We start from the raw sequence: 15446 nt of genomic DNA, 5'->3' as shown, positions 1-15446 counted from the left end.
GAATATTTTCAATTTATCGATGGTGTGTTCGTAACGGATGCGGACAGTGCGGGTGCGCAGGTGATGCGGTTGTACGACACGATTCTGGATCGTGCGCCGGATGCGGTTGGTCTGGAATTCTACGTTGATCTGATCGAGGATCGCGGTGTGGCACTGGCGGCGATTGCCAGTGAGATTGCGGGATCGGCCGAGTTTCAGGCGGCGACGGGTGGCCTCAACAATGGGCAGTTCGTCGATTACGTCTACAGCCAAGCGCTGGGACGTGCTGCAGATGCAAGCGGCAAGGCGTTTTACACCCGGTTGCTGGATACGGGTCTGAGCCGCGGCGTGTTCGTGGCCGATCTGTCGGAGTCCGCAGAGCATCGCGGTCTCACGTCGGAAATGGTAGCGAAAGGATATTTCAGCGTCGACGACAGTTATCAGGCGGTAACGTTGTTCTATGACAGCTTCCTGGGCCGTCGTCCGGATGCGGGCGGTCTGCAATATTATGCCGATCGCGTGAAGTCGGGGACGATATCGCTGTCGCAGGTAGCGGATGATTTCGCCGGCTCGAGCGAGTTCAAGACAGCTATCCAGGGCAAGAGCAACGCCGAACTGGTAGACTATGTCTATCGTAACACGCTCGACCGCGCACCGGATGCGGGTGGCGCTGCCTATTATACCGACCTGTTGAACAAGGGTTTTGCCCCGGCTGCGTTCGTGGCGGAAGTCAGTTTGAGCCAGGAACATTATAACCTGATGAGTGGTGCCATCATCAACGGTATCGATCGCGCGCGCGTGTCGCGCGGCTAATCGCGTGAAGTCGGGGACGATATCGCTGTCGCAGGTAGCGGATGATTTCGCCGGCTCGAGCGAGTTCAAGACAGCTATCCAGGGCAAGAGCAACGCCGAACTGGTAGATTATGTCTATCGTAACACGCTCGACCGCGCACCGGATGCGGGTGGCGCTGCCTATTATACCGACCTGTTGAACAAGGGTTTTGCCCCGGCTGCGTTCGTGGCGGAAGTCAGTTTGAGCCAGGAACATTATAACCTGATGAGTGGTGCCATCATCAACGGTATCGACGTGTTCTAGGCTGTAGTGACGAATTAATTATTTCAGCCATAGCATGATGCTTGCGAGCTTGATGAAGCTGAGGAAGTTGGCGGCGAGCTTGTCGTAACGTGTTGCGATGCGTCGCCATCGTTTTAGGCGTACGAAGAAGCCTTCGATGCCCCAGCGTTGCTTGTAGGCGATGCGATCGTGTCGATGCTGATAGGTGCGGTGTCGGCGGGGCGGGATGACCGGCTCGCCGCCCTGTTCATAGATCAGGTCGTGAAGGCTGTCGGCATCGTAGGCGCGGTCGGCGAGGACCTGACCGGCGGGCAGGCCCCGGATCAGGTCACAGGCCGGGGCCATGTCGTTCTGCTGTCCGGGGCCGAGCACGAAGCGGATCGGCAAGCCGAGAGCATCGACTACGGCATGGACCTTGGTACCGAAGCCGCCTCGCGAGCGGCCGAGAGCCCGGGTCGCAGATCCCCCCTTTTGACCCGGGCACTTGCCGCCTGGGCCTGTGATCTTCCCTCGGTTTGACGGACACCGATGATAGGCTCTGCCGGAGCCAGGAGGTGTATGATGGCGAGTACGACGATGCATGGGTTCACGGAGGAGTTCAAGCGCGAGGCGGTACCGCTTTGGGAGACGAGCGGTCGCATGCAGACCGAGGTGGCGGCGGAATTAGGAATTATGCCGACGATGCTGCGCCGCTGGTAGCGCAGGTTGCAGGAGAGTAGCGCCTCGTCGGCAAGCCCGGCGGCGAAGCCGCCAATATCGAGAATGGCATCGCCAGCGGATCAGGCATCTTAAGATCGCGCGGTTGCGACGTGAACTGGACCGGGCACGGGTGAAGCGCGACATCCTAAAAAAAGCCGTCGGCATCTTTGCGGAGATGCCGCGGTGAAGTTCGCCTTTATCGAGCAGCATGCGTCCACCTGGCCGGTGAACGTCATGTGCCGCATGCTCGGCGTGTTGCGCAGCGGCTATTACGATTGGCGTGGTCGCGCACCGAGTGCTCGAACGACAGCGAACTTGGCCCTGCTGCACGATGTCCGCCGCCTTCAGGTGCGCCATCAGGGACGATACGGATCGCCCAGGATGCATGCCGCCCTACGGGCGGAGGGCCATCGATGCAGCCGTGGCCGCGTCGAACGGCTGATGCGCCGCCATCGCATCCGCGCGCTGGCCGGTCGCCGGTTCCGGCCCTCCACTACCGACAGCCGCCACTATCTGCCGATTGCGCCGAACCTGCTGGCGCAACGCTTCGTAGCAAATGCGCCGAACCGGATCTGACTTGCTGACATTACCTACATCGCGACCGGTGAAGGCTGGCTGTACCTGGTCGCAGTGCTCGACCTGGCGACCCGCAAGATCGTCGGATAGGCAATGCGCGCTCGACCTGGCGGAACTACTCCATCGTCAGGCCGCCTGGAACAGATTGAGGCGGACGATGCCGGGCATGGCGCCGATTTCCGCCTCGATCGCATCGACCTTTCCATGCGGTCACTCAGCCAGTCGCGCGAGACGCTGACGCCGCCTGCATCGGTCTCGATCTCGATGAGGCGAGTCTGCGGCAGCAGGTCGCCAGACTGCAGACAGGCCGGCAGGTCGGGTGTAACGTGCCGGGTTCCCGGGCCGACATTCAGGAGCTGCCAGGAACGCAAAGCGGAGTCCGTCATCTCATCCTCCGATACGAGTTCGCACGAACCGGACCCGTTCGGGGACCGGGGCGAGTGGAAGCGGCACCAGCCCGTAACCGAGGCTGGCATAGATATCTGTCATCGCGGCGTGCGTCGCCTTTGCCTCCGCGAAGTCCTGTCGGCGTTCGGTATCGCCGGTAGATATCCCGCGCCAGGGCGGCGCGACGAACACGCGAGGGGCATAGCGGACCGGTCGACGGCTTTCAGTGCATGACCGGGCACCGGCAAGCCGCACAGACGCAGGTAGTCGATCACATCGGGCAGGCCGCGGTCGAACAATACCGGTCCGGACAGCGCGCCGGCCTCGTGCCAGGATCGCAACTCCGGGCCAGCATCAGGTCCGCGAAAGCGGCACGGTCGGCCCAGGGCAGGGCGGAGCCCCCGATCGCAACCTGATCGCGGATGATCGCCCGCCCGGCTTCGGGCATGTGCCGTATGCCTTCCGCTGCCAGCGCATCGATTAGGGTCGTCTTGCCCGAGCCGGGGCCGCCCGTGATGATGTGAAAGGCGGATCCATCGGTCATGCGTCGGTTGTTTTCCGGCGGATCAGCCGGTCGCTGTCGCCAGTGGCCTTGCGATGATATCCCGGCGTCAGGAACCCGGCCGCGCCGAGCAGGAAACCGCAGAACAGGGTCTGAAGCTGGAGCGACAGGAACCCGAAGGGCAGGCCAAGCCCGTACAGCACATGACTGTTGATCGCGATATCGCTGACGATGATGGCGGTGCCAAGTGCCAGCCCGATGGAACGCCGCCAGAGCAGCAGCACCGCGGCGAGGGGATCGAGCGCGGTCAGTGCGGTCCAGTAGACGTTCATCCAGACCGGGGCGTCATCGAACACGATCCACCCGACAGTGACGAGGTGGAGGGTGTGCGTGATCGTACCGATCGCGAAGCCGGCGACCAGCACACTCACGACCGTCCTCTCGATCACATGCCGGTTCATGCCGTTATAGCCGTCCGGCTGTTTCGATCGCGATGCGCAGTGCCTGCGCTTCCACGTCTACCAGCATGGCGGTCGGAAAGCCGCGGTCGAGAAACACGGGGAGACTGCCGGACTCCCGATCACCGAACAAGACGCGCCCAGTCTCGCGGTCCACCATGTCGCGCGCAAACGCCAGCGCGCCAATCAGTGCGCCCAGCGGATCGACGCCGGGCATCGTCGCGATCGGGGGATGTCGATCCGCACGGCGGCTACCCATCCGTCATTGTCGAGCTGGACGGGCAGCCGGAGTTGGAGTTCGCATTCGTGTGTCTCGCTGCCGTCCTCCCGGATCATGCGTCGGCGAAAGGGGTGGCGTCGATATCGATCCGATCGAGGACAGGATGGGGGTCAGGCTGCATCGCTGTTTCTCTTCGCCTGCGCATCGTTGAAGAGTACGACATCGGACGCTCCGGTCATCGATCCCTGGCGGCGTTCTGGTGAAATACTCCTGCACCGGCTCGCCGTGCGGCAACGACCGGCCATATGCGAGCATGGCTTCAAGATGCTCGTCGCTCGACAGGTCGCCGGCGATATAGCGGCGGTTCAACGCGTCGATTTCGGGCGACAGTCCGCCCCCGGACAGTTCGACGCTGCCACGCGCGAAATCGACCGCTTTCTGGCGCGCCGTGCGTTCCTCTTCGGACAGTTCAGGCATCGGTCCTGCTCCCTTCCGTTTCGCTATCGAAGGCGCGCCGCCCCCGTCGTTTCCAGAGTGCCAGCACATCGTCTGCCGCCCCGCTCCGCGCCTTGCCGACCAGTTCCAGCAGCGCGCCGTAGATCGTCGCGCGATCGTCACCGGCGAGGTCGACCAGCCCGGCTTTCTGTACGAGCCCGCCCAGCTCGATCAGGTGGCGCGTGCGCTCGCGGCGGGCCACGACCCAGTCCCGCGTATCAGTCCGGCGTCGCGCCGCTTCCAGACGCCGGATCAGCGCCCGGTTGCGGGTTTGCGCGAACGCCGTCGCTGCCAGCAGTCCGGCTGCCTTTTCGCCCGCGCCGCTGAAAGAAGGCGGCGCCTTTCCCGCGCCACGCCTCCTTCACATCGGCATCGGTCGAGGCGACCGCATCGAGCAGCACGCCGGCGAGCGTTTCCATGTCGAGCGCATCGGCGCCGGTGGTGGTGACGAGGGCGCCGAGCTGCTCGACACGCCGGGCCTTCAGGGCGCGGGCCTTGTCCTCCAGCGCCTTCAGTTCGGCATCGTAATCGCGAACCTTCCGCATCGATCCTCCGGAGCGAATGTCAGGATCATGATGTCAGTGGACAGGTCAGGCAGCAATCCCGTCACAACAAGGTGTTGGTACGGCACTGTTTTACAAGCACGGTCCATGAAGATCGTGCCTTTGTAATTGGCGAATCACTCCCGTCCACCGGACGCTGACCTATCGATACCGGGACTTGTGTTGTGTGATGCGGGTCATCACGGATCAATCGTGAAGGCGTGTGCAAAATCGGAGAACGCCAAACATGGAGTGAAAACACTCCAAACGTATTGCTGCCGATATCATGTTGATTTGATTGTGTTAGACTGAGCAAAGATCAGTAGATTGCCATAGGTCAGTCAGGAGGTGCGCAGCAGATCGTGAGTGCGCGCTTATACGTCGTTGCCGACGTGCGCTCAGAAGTGCAGAATGACGGACGCGATGGCGATCTACCATTTCAGCGCCAAGATCATCAGCCGTGCCAACGGCTCCAGCGCGGTCGCGTCGGCTGCCTATCGCTCGGGATCGACGCTGTTCGACGCGCGGCTGGACCGGCATCACGACTTCTCGAACAAGGCGGACGTGATCCACTCCGAAGTGCTGCTGCCGAAGGGTGCGCCGCAGCGGCTGTCCGATCGCGCGACGCTCTGGAACGAGGTCGAGGCGGGAGAGAAGCGCAAGGACGCGCAACTGGCGCGCGAGGTCGAGTTCGCGATCCCGCGCGAGATGAGCCGCACGGAGGGCATCCGGCTCGCGCGCGACTTCGTCCAGGCGCAGTTCGTCGACCGCGGCATGGTTGCGGATCTCAACGTGCACTGGGACCGCGCCGAGGACGGCAGTCCGAAACCACACGCGCATGTCATGCTGGCGATGCGCGGGGTGGGGCCTGACGGGTTCGGCGCGAAGGAGCGGGGCTGGAACGACACGGCGCTGTTGCAGCACTGGCGCGAGGCGTGGAGCGCGCATGTCAACGAACGGCTGACGGAGCTTGGGATCGATGCGCGGATCGATCATCGCTCCTATGCCGAACAGGGCATCGCGCTGGAGCCGCAGCACAAGATCGGACCGGCCGCATCGCGGCGACCGGGGCAGGGACTGGAGGCGGAGCGGATCGAGGATCATGCCCGCATCGCGCGGGAGAACGGCGACAGGATCATCGCCGATCCGGATGTCGCGCTCGACGCGATCACGCGGACCCAGGCGACCTTCACGACGCGGGATCTGGCGATGTTCGCGTTCCGCCACTCGGATGGCAGGGAGCAGTATGACCGGGTGATGGGCGCGGTGCGCGCCAGCCCCGAACTGGTCGCGCTGGGTAGGGACGGGCGCGGCGATACGCGGTTCACGAGCCGGGAGATGATCGCGACTGAGGCGCGGCTGGAGCGGGCGGCCGACCGGCTCGCCGGCACGCGGGATCACTTCACGGGCGCCGGGCATGTCGTCCGCGCGCTGGAGGCCGCGGAGGGGCGCGGGCTGGTCCTGTCGGAGGAGCAGCGTGATGCGCTCGGGCGGATCACCGCCCGCGACGGGCTGGCGTCCGTCATCGGCTATGCCGGCACCGGCAAGTCGGCGATGCTGGGGGTCGCGCGCGAGGCATGGGAGGATGCCGGTTACACGGTGCGGGGTGCCGCACTCTCCGGGATCGCGGCCGAGAATCTGGAGGCTGGCTCCGGCATCGCCTCGCGTACTATCGCCAGCCTCGAACATGCGTGGGCGCGGGGCTGCGAGGAGCTGGGTCCGCGCGACGTGCTGGTGGTCGACGAGGCGGGGATGATCGGTACGCGGCAGATGGAGCGGGTGCTGTCGGCCGCGGACCGGGCCGGGGCCAAGGTGGTGCTGGTGGGCGACCCCGAGCAGTTGCAGGCGATCGAGGCGGGTGCGGCGTTCCGGGCGCTGTCCGAGCGGCATGGGGCGGCGGAGATCACCGAGATCCGCCGGCAGCGGACCGACTGGCAGCGCGATGCGACGCGCTGGCTGGCGACGGGACGTACGGACGAGGCGGTCGAAGCCTATCGTGACCGGGGGATGGTGGTGCCCGCCGATACGCGCGAGGCGGCGCGGACGGGGCTGGTCGAGGGCTGGGACCGGCAGCGCCAGGCCGAACCGGGGGCGACGCGGATGATCCTCACCCATACCAATGCCGAGGTGCGGTCGCTCAACGAGGAGGCGCGGGGGCGGCTGCGGGCGTCGGGTGACCTCGGGCAGGACGTGGCCGTGCAGGCGGAGCGCGGCGACCGGCAGTTCGCGTCGGGCGACCGGATCATGTTCCTGCGCAACGAGCGGTCGATGGGGGTCAAGAACGGGACGCTGGGCACGGTCGAACAGGTATCGGCTGACCGGATGGGGGTGCGGCTCGATGACGGGCGGCAGGTCGGGTTCGACGTGAAGGACTATGCCGCGGTCGATCATGGCTATGCCGCCACGATCCACAAGTCGCAGGGCGTGACCGTCGACCGGACGCATGTGCTGGCGACGCCGGGGATGGACCGGCACGCCGCCTATGTCGCACTGTCGCGGCATCGCGACGGGGTGCAGCTTCATTACGGGCGGGACGACTTCGCCTCCGATGCGAAGCTCGCCGCGGTGCTGTCGCGCGACCGCGCCAAGGATATGGCGGCTGACTACGTGGCCGGGCCCGACGAGACCGCTCGTGCTTTCGCGGACAGACGCGAGATCCGCTTGTCCGAGCGGGTGCGGGAGATCGTGCGGACGGTGGAAACGAAAGCCAGGCGCATGTTCGCCGGGTTCCGGCCCAAGGTGCCGGAAGCGGAGCCGCCCGTTTTCCCGCGCGAAAGCACGAACCGTCCGGATCAGGACGTGGCGATCCGGCGCTATGCGCGCGCCGCGGTCGATGCGGCGGAGATGCAGCGCAAGGGGTTGCCGGTCCTGCCGCACCAGATGACCGCGATGGATCGCGCGGCCGAGGCACTCGACAGGGTACGCGACCAGGGCACCCGCGATCTCGTCTCCGCGTTCCAGCGTGATCCGACGCTGGTGCGCGACGCCGCGGCGGGCAATACCCGCGGTGCCGTCCGGGCGATGGCCGAAGAGGCGCGGGTCCGCGCCGACCCGGACCTGCGTGCCGGGCGGTTCATGGAACGCTGGCGGGCGCTGGAGGCCGAAGGCGGACCCGGCAGCGCCCGGGTCACCGCCGGCAGGGCGGAGATGATCGACGGGCTGCGGCATGATCCGCTTTTGCGCGCCGAACTCGAACGCAGCGCGCCCGAGCTGGGGCTGGACCGCGACCGGCAACGTCAGATCGAGGTGCAGCGTGCGCGCGACCGCGAGCAGGATCGCGGGATGGGACGATAGGGAGAGCTGGATGGCGGACGAAGGCGACGAGGCGGCACGGGCGTTCGAGGATCTTCGCGGCGAGGTCGCGCTGTTGCGGCGGGCGGTCGAGCGGCTGCTGGCCGGGGGCAGCGGGGAGGGCGATGCCCCGGACTATTCCGAGACGCTGGGCGTCATCGCCAACAACATCACCGCGACCGCACAGCGCGTCGATGCGCTGGTGAACAGTCCGGCGCTGGCGCTCACGCCTGAAGAACTGAACCGCCAGATCGTCGAGGCCGGCACCGCCGGGCGGCACGAGGATCGCCGGGCCATCGCCGCTGCCCGGCAGGTGATCGAGGAGGTCGCGACGAAGCTCGGTCGCCAGCTGGACTCACACGTCATGGCGGACGATCAGCGGCGCCGGCTGTGGCGGGTCGGGCTCGCCTGCATCGTCGCGGGCATGGTGCTGTGGGCGATCGTCGCCGGGCCGATCGCGCGCAGCATGCCGGCGAGCTGGCTGTTGCCGGAGCGGATGGCGGCTCGATCTTTACGAATGCCGATGTGGGAAGGCGGGCAGCGGCTGATGCGGGCCGGCGATGCGCGGGCGTTCGCCGGTGTGCTGGCAGGCAACCGGTTGGTGTTTGCCAACCGTGAGACGCTTGACGGCTGCCGCAAACAGGCTGCGCGGGTGAAGAAGGCGGTACGCTGCACGATCGAGATGCAGGCGACCGGACAGTGAGCATGTCAGACCCGCTGCATCAATGTACGCCGACGCAGGCTTCCGCTAGTCACCTGAATCCGAAGTTCGTCTCATTGTTTTCTGGCAGAAGCGTCTGACCGAGGCGAGGATGTCGTCGGCGGACTTGACCCATTTGTAGGGCTTGGGTTTTTCGTTGTGGGGTGGCGATGAAGGCGGCGATATCGGCTTCGAGTTCCGCGGTTGATCGGTGGACGCCTCGCTGCAATTGCTTGCGCGTCAGCTCGGCGAACCAGCGTTCGACCTGATTGATCCACGATGCCGACGTCGGCGTGAAGTGCACGTGCCAATGCGGACGCCGGGCGAGCCACGCCTTGATCCGGGGCGTCTTGTGGGTAGCATAATTGTCCATCACGAGGTGCACGTCGGGTCCCGCTGGCATTGCCGCATCGATCTGCTTGAGAAAGTCGAGGAACTCGGTCGCGCGATGCCGCCTGTAGCATTTTCCGATGACCGCGCCGGTGGCGATATCGAGCGCCGCGAACAGCGATGTCGTGCCGTTGCGGATGTAGGTGTGGGTGCGCCGCTCGGGTACGCCCGGTGCCATGGGCAGGACCGGCTGTTCGCGATCAAGCGCCTGGATCTGCGATTTCTCGTCCACGCACAGCACCACGGCGCGGGTCGGAGGCGACAGGTAAAGACCGACAATGTCCTGCACCTTGTCGACGAACAGCGGATCGGTCGACAGCTTGAACGTCTCCGAGCGATGCGGCTGCAAGCCGAACGCGCTCCAGATCCGGCGGATCGTGGTGTGCGAAAGGCCCACCTCTGCCGCCATCGAGCGGATCGACCAATGGGTCGCATCCCGGGGCGTGGTGTTCAGCGTACGCTCGATCACTTGCGCGACTTGTGCATCGCTCACCGTGCGCGGCCGGCCCGCCCGATACTCGTCGGTCAGCCCTTCGACGCTGGCCTGGGCAAAGCGACGCCGCCACTTGCCGACCGTATGCTCGTGAACCCCGAGCCGCTCGGCGACCTCCTTGCTCTGCAGCCCATCCGCACACAGCAAAACCATCCGGCAGCGGTCCGATAGCGAACGCGGTGCCTTGTGACGCCGCACCTGCGATTCCAGGAACGCGCGATCAGTGGCACTCAATACCAGCACGTCCGCCTGACGACCAACCATCCATGCCTCCCGCCTGCGCCAGAAAGCATACAATGCAGCTTACTTTAGTTCCAGGTGACTAGCACTACTTTGGCAGGTTGAAGGAACCGACGGGAATCATCATTGATTCGGATGTGTCAGTGTAGGCTGACGGATTCTTTGCGATGTCGGTGGACGAGAGCTGGCGGATCGATCTGGAGCGATGGCTTGAACCGTTCCTGGTCGGGCTGTCGCATCCAGCGCGGCGCAGGATGTGCCCGCTGTATATTGCTGGTCTGATTGGTCCAGGTGACCGCAAGAGCGTGCAGCCTATGGCGGCTCGCGCCGGCGAGGTCGACTACGACCAGCTTCATCATTTTGTCGCGGCGGGCGTCTGGGACAGCGCGCCTTTGGAGAGGGCTCTCCTGACGGAAGCGGATCGCCTGGTCGGCGGCGACGACGCTTTCCTGGTTATCGACGACACGGCGCTGCCGAAGAAGGGGCGCCACTCGGTGGGCGTCGCACCACAATATGCGTCGTCGCTCGGCAAGACCGCGAACAGCCAGTCGCTGGTGTCGGTGACACTGGCATCGGGCGAGGTACCGGTGATGGTCAGCCTTCGACTGTTCCTGCCGGACATCTGGACGCGCGATCCGGAGCGGATGGCCCGCGCTCGCATCCCAGCGGACCGACAGGTCGTCTTGTCGAAGCCCGAGATTGCGATCGAGGAGATCGACCGCGTCATCGCGTCCGGTGTCCGATTTGGCTGCGTACTTGCGGATGCGGGCTACGGGGCGAGCGCGCCGTTCCGCCATGCGCTGAGCGAGCGTGGCCTTGTGTGGGCAGTCGGCATGTCCCGCCGACAAACGGTTTATCCCACCGATGTCGCCATGATCTTCCCAACAGAGAAGGCTCGCAAACCGCGCAAGCACCACATCCCGAATATGCCGCCGGTCTGCGCAGAAGAGGTGCTGGCCGGCGAGAAAGATAAGCTGGCGACGCGGTACGAAGGGCGCGCTCACGTGCCATTTCGCTGCATGCCGTGTCCGCATCGCAGACGGTCCAAAGCACCGCATTTTCGACAAAGGCGTCTCCAGAATGCCCGGCGACGAAGTTTGGATTATCGGCGAACGCCGCGCGACCGGTGAGCGCAAATATTACATCTCGAACATGCCCGCGCACACGACCCTCAAAACTCTCGCAGCTGCGGTCAAAGCCCGGTGGATATGTGAACAGGCCCACCAGCAGCTCAAAGAGGAACTTGGCCTCGACCACTTCGAAGGCCGGTCATGGACAGGACTACACCGACACAGCTTGATGACGATGATTGCCTACGCCTTCCTCCAGTCCCGCCGCCTCCAGGCCGCGGGACGGAAAAAAAAGAGTCTCGGGACCGCCGCCGCAACCGAGCATGCCGGCCGTTAGGCAGGCCATCCTCAACCTCTTCGCACGACCGCCACCCTCCCGATGCCCGCACTGTCGGCGCCCACTTGGCACGCCGGTCGAACCTAGGTGTTTAGTCCCGGCATCTGGTGGATCGGGTCGACGATGAACCGGTCTGGCTCTGACGTCCAGATCTTGGCGATGTATTCGTAGGGCGTGAGACCGCTCAGCGTCTTGAGCCGTCGGGCGAAATTGTAGGCGGCCATGAAGTCGGCGAGGTGCGTGCGCAGCTGGTCGTGACTCTCATAGTGGAAGCGTTTGACGGTCGCCTCTTTGATGGTGCGGTTCATGCGCTCGACCTGACCGTTGGTCCACGGGTGGTTCGGTTTCGTGAGCCTGTGCTCGATATCGTTCGCCTCGCAGATCATGTCGAAGCGCATCTGGCGCGACCAGGCGGTGTTGCGATTACGCGGCTGCTCGGCGAACTGGATTCCATTGTCGGTGAGGATCGTGTGGATGCGGTAAGGCACAGCTTTCAGCAGGTGTTCCAGGAACTCCCACGCTGTCCGTGATCTGGCCCCCGTTTTACCGGACGGAATTAGGCGGTTGCAGAAACCAGTGCGCGATGCTCGCGCGGCGAACGCATTTTGAGCCCTGAGTGGGGGTGGTTGTCGTTGTAGTCCTCGATCCATCCGGCCAGCGATGTCAACGCGGTGAGTGCATCGGGGAGCGGGGAGACACGAACGTAATCTCGTTTGAGGGTATGCACGAAGGCCTCGGAGATGCCGTTGGACTGCGGGCTGCGGACAGGGGTGAAGCAGGGTTTGAGGCCCAGCTGCCGGGCAAAGGTCCGTGTTTCGCGGGCGGTATAGGCCGAGCCGTTATCGGACAGCATCTCGACCGGCGTGGTCGCGCGCATGCCGCCGAAGCGGGTTTCCACGGCTTCCAGCATGATGTCGCGCACGTCCGAGCCGCTGATGCCGGCATTGGCGACCGCGCTCCACGCGATGATCTCGCGGTCATGGGCATCGATGATGAAGGCGCCGCGCACGACCTCGCCGTTCCAGCAGGTGAATTCGAAGCCGTCCGAGCACCAGCGCAGGTTGGAGCGGATCGTCACCACGACGCCGTCATGGCCATAGTCGGCACGCTCGGTATAGCGCCGCGCCAGCAGCAGGCGGTCCGCCGCCATGATGCGATAGACGCGCTTGTGGTTGACCGGCGCCAGCCCTTCGGCGCGCTGCTGTCGATTGAGGACCGCCGCGATGCGGCGGTAGCCGTATGTTGGCCGCTGTGCGGCGATCTGGCGAATGCGGGGCAGCAAATCCGCATCCTCGGCCTTGGTGTACGGCCCGCGAGCCTTGGTGCTGCCGGCCAGGCGGTCGTACACCGTCGAGCGCCCGACCCCGAGCGTGCTGGCGACCAGGCTCACCGGATAATCTCCGGCAGCGGCGAGTGCATGAGCAAGCTCGCTTTTTTTGGGCGTGAACGCTCCAGCGCTTCCTTCAGGATCTAGACCTCCAGCGTCTTGCGGCCGAGCTGGCGCTCCAGTTCGCGGATGCGATTGTCCATCTCGCGGACCTGGCGGTTGCTGGTCACGTCATCGTCGCCGGCGACCGCTACGCTTCCGCCTTCCAGCATCAGCCGCCGCCAGCGGTACAGCAGGTTCGGCGCCACGCCGTTGCGGCGCGCCACCACCGAGATGCTCTCGCGACCGTCGAGCGTCTCCTCGACGATCCTCAGCTTCTCAGGCGTGCTCCAGTGACGGCGACGACCGCCGTCGGTAATGATCTCGGACACGGACATAAGCCTATGCTCAGGGGATAGCCCCAAGCCTCCTTCTTAGGCTTAATTCCGTCCGGTCAAAACAGGGGCCAGTTCAGTCCGCCTGTCAGCCTTCTCAACCAGTTGGGTGACCGCGAACTTGCTGGTGCGGTCGATGCCGACGAATAGGTACAGTTTGCCTTCGGCGGTCTGCACCTCGGCAATATCGATGTGGAAGAAGCCGATCGGGTAGCGCTTGAAGCGCTGCCGCTTTGGCTTGTCGCCTTCGATGTCCGGCAGGCGGGAGATGCCGTGCCGCTGGAGACAACGATGCAGCGCTGACCGGGTTAGCTGCGGTATCGACGGCTGCAACGCATAAAGGCAGTCGTCCAACGGCAACAGTGTATGCCGGCGGAACGCCACAACCACTGCCTCCTCCGCTTCGGACAGGGTCGTTGAATGAGGGGCCTTCGGCCCGGTCTTCAGATCCTCGACCGTCGCCCGCTTCCGCCATTTCGCGACTGTCTTCGGGTTGATCCCCAGCTCACGGCTCAGCGTCGCGAGCGAAGCTTGCGATCGCTGTATTGCTGCTCGGATAGCGTGCGTGGTCGTGGCGCTCCCATGACGAACTTGTCCCATGCGGCTTCCTTCCATTCCAACGAAAGGATCGCACCATCAAACCGTGGGATCAAACACCTAAAGTGCCAAAGTAGTGCTAGGAGGAAGGATGCATAACGATCTCGATCATCTCCCGGATCGAAAGCGGCGCGACCTTGAGCGTGTCGTGCATGTACTCTTCGCCGGGTTCGAGCAGGCGACGTCGCTGTCCACGCAGAACTGGCGGCGGCAGGGCCGCATCCTCAAAGTTATCCTGTACGGGTCCTATGCGCGTGGCCGCGTGACACTAGGTTTGCGCAGCGGTGCTTCGAGTTGCTGCGCCAAGCCTATGTCAACGGGCGCTACTCACCACACTACAAGATCACGTCCACCGAGCTGGAGTGGCTGACCGAACGCGTCGAACTGCTTCAGCATCCGGTGAAGGAGGCCTGTGAGATCCGCCTCGCGCAACCTTCTCGCGCAACCTTGATGTGATTGTCCGCCTTATGTGGCGTCTTCGACAAATAGCATTGCGGGTGTCAGAACCGCTCGAGACTGTTGAAAAAGGGACCGCTTAGGCAACCATAAGGTGTGGCAAGGGGACGATTGCCTTCGTAAATAACCGTATGCGTCCAATCTCTCGTATGAACTGCGTTGCGCTATCGATCCTCGCGCTTCCGGTTACCGCAGGAGCGGCGGCCAAGGAGGATGCGGTGGTCATGGGCTACGGCTGCGCAGACGTCGTTGCTCTTGGCCGCGTTGAAACCACGAGCTACGAAGACCTTACGACCGCCGATGACATTCTGGGTCGTGGCCGCTTTTTGTTGCGCGTGACCATCAAGCGAGTTCTTCGTGGGCGCGAAGATCGAAAGATCGTATCTGCTTCTCGGATCGCGCATGGTCAACTCGTGAGCAATCGCGACTTTCTGATGGTATTATCACCGATAGCGAACAGCGGTTATAGCCTCACACGATCGGCACTTTGGGGCTCCCGACCGCGACCTCTACTTGCCGAACAATGCGGGGATGATCGCTGAAAGGACGCAAGTCACCTTGCCGATACCAGCGTCGGATCGGGACATGGCCAACAGAGAACTTACACTTGCGACAGTCTTACTTGCGTGATTCTATGATGTCGGACTGCATGGGAGCGCGGACGATGATGGGTCGGCAGGTGGCGCAAGGCTCGCTGTTCTACGGCTTTCGCTTGGACGGCCATGTGGCGGGTGACCACCTGCTCCGACGTATCGATGGCCTGCTCGACTTCGGCTTTGTTCGCGAGGCGCTGGCAGCGAGCTACAGCGGGATCGGGCGGCTCTCGGTTGACCCCGAGCTGATGCTAAGGATGCTCTTGGTCGGCCACAGCCAGATACTGGCTCAAATTTGTCCACGCCGCCTAACAGGCTGTTGTCTGAATGAATCGTCCTGTAATTGATGAAACGTTAGAAATAAAAGGGCGTGGCGATAGTACGAAGCATCGTTCGCGGGCCAACCCCTCTGGTTGCGATGAGGTCAGCACTGTGACCGCGGTTACCGGTAGCGTCGCCTCTTATTGAGTGGCTATCGACCCTGCCGCATTTTCTTTGCGCACCGCCGCATTTTTTGACCCGACCTTAATCTTTCTTCGCGAAAACGGCCCCGTCCGGAGCAGGCATCGGGGCGGCCATGGTCGC

Annotated in this window: 13 protein-coding genes and 8 pseudogenes; 8 read left to right on the top strand and 13 right to left on the bottom strand. The window is 64.1% G+C overall.

Annotated features, from left to right (window positions below):
* On the top strand, nt 1-792 hold a 792-nt coding region (locus tag ASE50_RS06100; RefSeq protein ID WP_156347533.1), incomplete at its 5' end, for a DUF4214 domain-containing protein.
* Nucleotides 743-1075 (top strand): DUF4214 domain-containing protein, encoded by a 333-nt coding sequence (locus tag ASE50_RS06095; protein WP_082438844.1) that lies wholly within the window; start codon nt 743-745, stop codon nt 1073-1075. The genes ASE50_RS06100 and ASE50_RS06095, both read left to right, overlap by 50 nt.
* 18 nt (nt 1076-1093) lie before the next feature.
* Here the strand turns inward: ASE50_RS06095 and ASE50_RS06090 are convergent.
* A pseudogene (locus ASE50_RS06090) lies at nt 1094-1563 on the bottom strand (IS5 family transposase); the annotation flags it as partial.
* A 52-nt stretch (nt 1564-1615) separates the two neighbouring features.
* Between ASE50_RS06090 and ASE50_RS19425 the strand changes: the two are divergent.
* Nucleotides 1616-2416: pseudogene (locus ASE50_RS19425) on the top strand (IS3 family transposase); the annotation flags it as partial.
* Nucleotides 2417-2716: 300 nt separating this feature from the next.
* Here ASE50_RS19425 and ASE50_RS19660 read toward each other — a convergent pair.
* The 7 genes from ASE50_RS19660 to ASE50_RS06055 form a co-directional block, all read right to left on the bottom strand.
* The gene (locus ASE50_RS19660; RefSeq protein WP_321163364.1) at nt 2717-2908 is read right to left on the bottom strand and encodes an AAA family ATPase; all 192 of its coding nucleotides are present in this window, start codon (nt 2906-2908) and stop codon (nt 2717-2719) included.
* A 79-nt stretch (nt 2909-2987) separates the two neighbouring features.
* Nucleotides 2988-3260 carry an AAA family ATPase gene (locus ASE50_RS19655; protein WP_321163363.1) on the bottom strand — a complete coding sequence of 91 codons (273 nt, stop codon included), beginning with the start codon at nt 3258-3260 and terminating at the stop codon, nt 2988-2990.
* Entirely contained in the window at nt 3257-3679 is a 423-nt protein-coding gene (locus ASE50_RS06070) for a hypothetical protein (protein ID WP_056397115.1), read from the bottom strand. Before ASE50_RS06070 ends, ASE50_RS19655 begins: the two co-directional genes overlap by 4 nt.
* A 4-nt stretch (nt 3680-3683) precedes the next feature.
* Nucleotides 3684-3893: a hypothetical protein gene (locus ASE50_RS06065; RefSeq protein ID WP_056397112.1), complete on the bottom strand. Its 210-nt coding sequence runs from the start codon at nt 3891-3893 to the stop codon at nt 3684-3686.
* Between the two features lie 45 nt (nt 3894-3938).
* Nucleotides 3939-4373: an antitoxin VbhA family protein gene (locus ASE50_RS19005; protein WP_162236167.1), complete on the bottom strand. Its 435-nt coding sequence runs from the start codon at nt 4371-4373 to the stop codon at nt 3939-3941.
* A complete protein-coding gene (locus tag ASE50_RS06060) occupies nt 4366-4593 on the bottom strand; it encodes a conjugal transfer protein TraD (RefSeq protein WP_056397109.1) in 228 nt (75 codons plus the stop codon). Before ASE50_RS06060 ends, ASE50_RS19005 begins: the two co-directional genes overlap by 8 nt.
* Before the next feature lie 16 nt (nt 4594-4609).
* On the bottom strand, nt 4610-4936 hold the full coding sequence (locus tag ASE50_RS06055; protein WP_056397106.1) for a conjugal transfer protein TraD: 327 nt from the start codon (nt 4934-4936) through the stop codon (nt 4610-4612).
* Nucleotides 4937-5356: 420 nt separating this feature from the next.
* On the opposite strand from ASE50_RS06055, the gene traA reads away from it, so the two are divergent.
* Both traA and ASE50_RS06045 read left to right on the top strand, forming a co-directional pair.
* Entirely contained in the window at nt 5357-8227 is a 2871-nt protein-coding gene (gene traA, locus ASE50_RS06050) for a Ti-type conjugative transfer relaxase TraA (RefSeq protein WP_056397146.1), read from the top strand.
* Nucleotides 8228-8237: 10 nt separating this feature from the next.
* The gene (locus ASE50_RS06045; protein ID WP_056397103.1) at nt 8238-8927 is read left to right on the top strand and encodes a DUF6118 family protein; all 690 of its coding nucleotides are present in this window, start codon (nt 8238-8240) and stop codon (nt 8925-8927) included.
* 45 nt (nt 8928-8972) lie between these two features.
* On the opposite strand, the pseudogene ASE50_RS06040 reads toward ASE50_RS06045, so the two are convergent.
* A pseudogene (locus tag ASE50_RS06040) lies at nt 8973-10071 on the bottom strand (IS630 family transposase).
* Nucleotides 10072-10214: 143 nt separating this feature from the next.
* Between ASE50_RS06040 and ASE50_RS06035 the strand changes: the two are divergent.
* Nucleotides 10215-11541 (top strand): annotated as a pseudogene (locus ASE50_RS06035) (IS701 family transposase).
* Here ASE50_RS06035 and ASE50_RS06030 read toward each other — a convergent pair.
* The 3 pseudogenes from ASE50_RS06030 to ASE50_RS06015 form a co-directional block, all read right to left on the bottom strand.
* Nucleotides 11538-11828: pseudogene (locus ASE50_RS06030) on the bottom strand (integrase core domain-containing protein); the annotation flags it as partial. The pseudogenes ASE50_RS06035 and ASE50_RS06030 overlap by 4 nt on opposite strands.
* A 182-nt stretch (nt 11829-12010) precedes the next feature.
* A pseudogene (locus ASE50_RS06025) lies at nt 12011-13218 on the bottom strand (IS3 family transposase).
* 81 nt (nt 13219-13299) lie between these two features.
* Nucleotides 13300-13815 (bottom strand): annotated as a pseudogene (locus tag ASE50_RS06015) (IS481 family transposase); the annotation flags it as partial.
* Between the two features lie 291 nt (nt 13816-14106).
* Between ASE50_RS06015 and ASE50_RS18700 the strand changes: the two are divergent.
* On the top strand, nt 14107-14268 hold the full coding sequence (locus ASE50_RS18700) for a hypothetical protein (protein WP_156347331.1): 162 nt from the start codon (nt 14107-14109) through the stop codon (nt 14266-14268).
* 164 nt (nt 14269-14432) lie between these two features.
* On the opposite strand, the gene ASE50_RS18695 is transcribed toward ASE50_RS18700, so the two are convergent.
* Nucleotides 14433-14678, bottom strand: a complete 246-nt coding sequence (locus tag ASE50_RS18695; RefSeq protein ID WP_156347330.1) for a hypothetical protein — start codon at nt 14676-14678, stop codon at nt 14433-14435.
* A gap of 254 nt (nt 14679-14932) precedes the next feature.
* Between ASE50_RS18695 and ASE50_RS06010 the strand changes: the two are divergent.
* Nucleotides 14933-15136 (top strand): annotated as a pseudogene (locus tag ASE50_RS06010) (IS1182 family transposase); the annotation flags it as partial.
* Nucleotides 15137-15446: the final 310 nt, after the last annotated feature.

Origin of the sequence: Sphingomonas sp. Leaf5, from assembly GCF_001421155.1 — a bacterium.
Lineage (GTDB): Bacteria > Pseudomonadota > Alphaproteobacteria > Sphingomonadales > Sphingomonadaceae > Sphingomonas.
The sequence above is the reverse complement of the archived record's forward strand: the minus strand, read 5'-3'. Positions and strand labels throughout refer to the sequence as shown.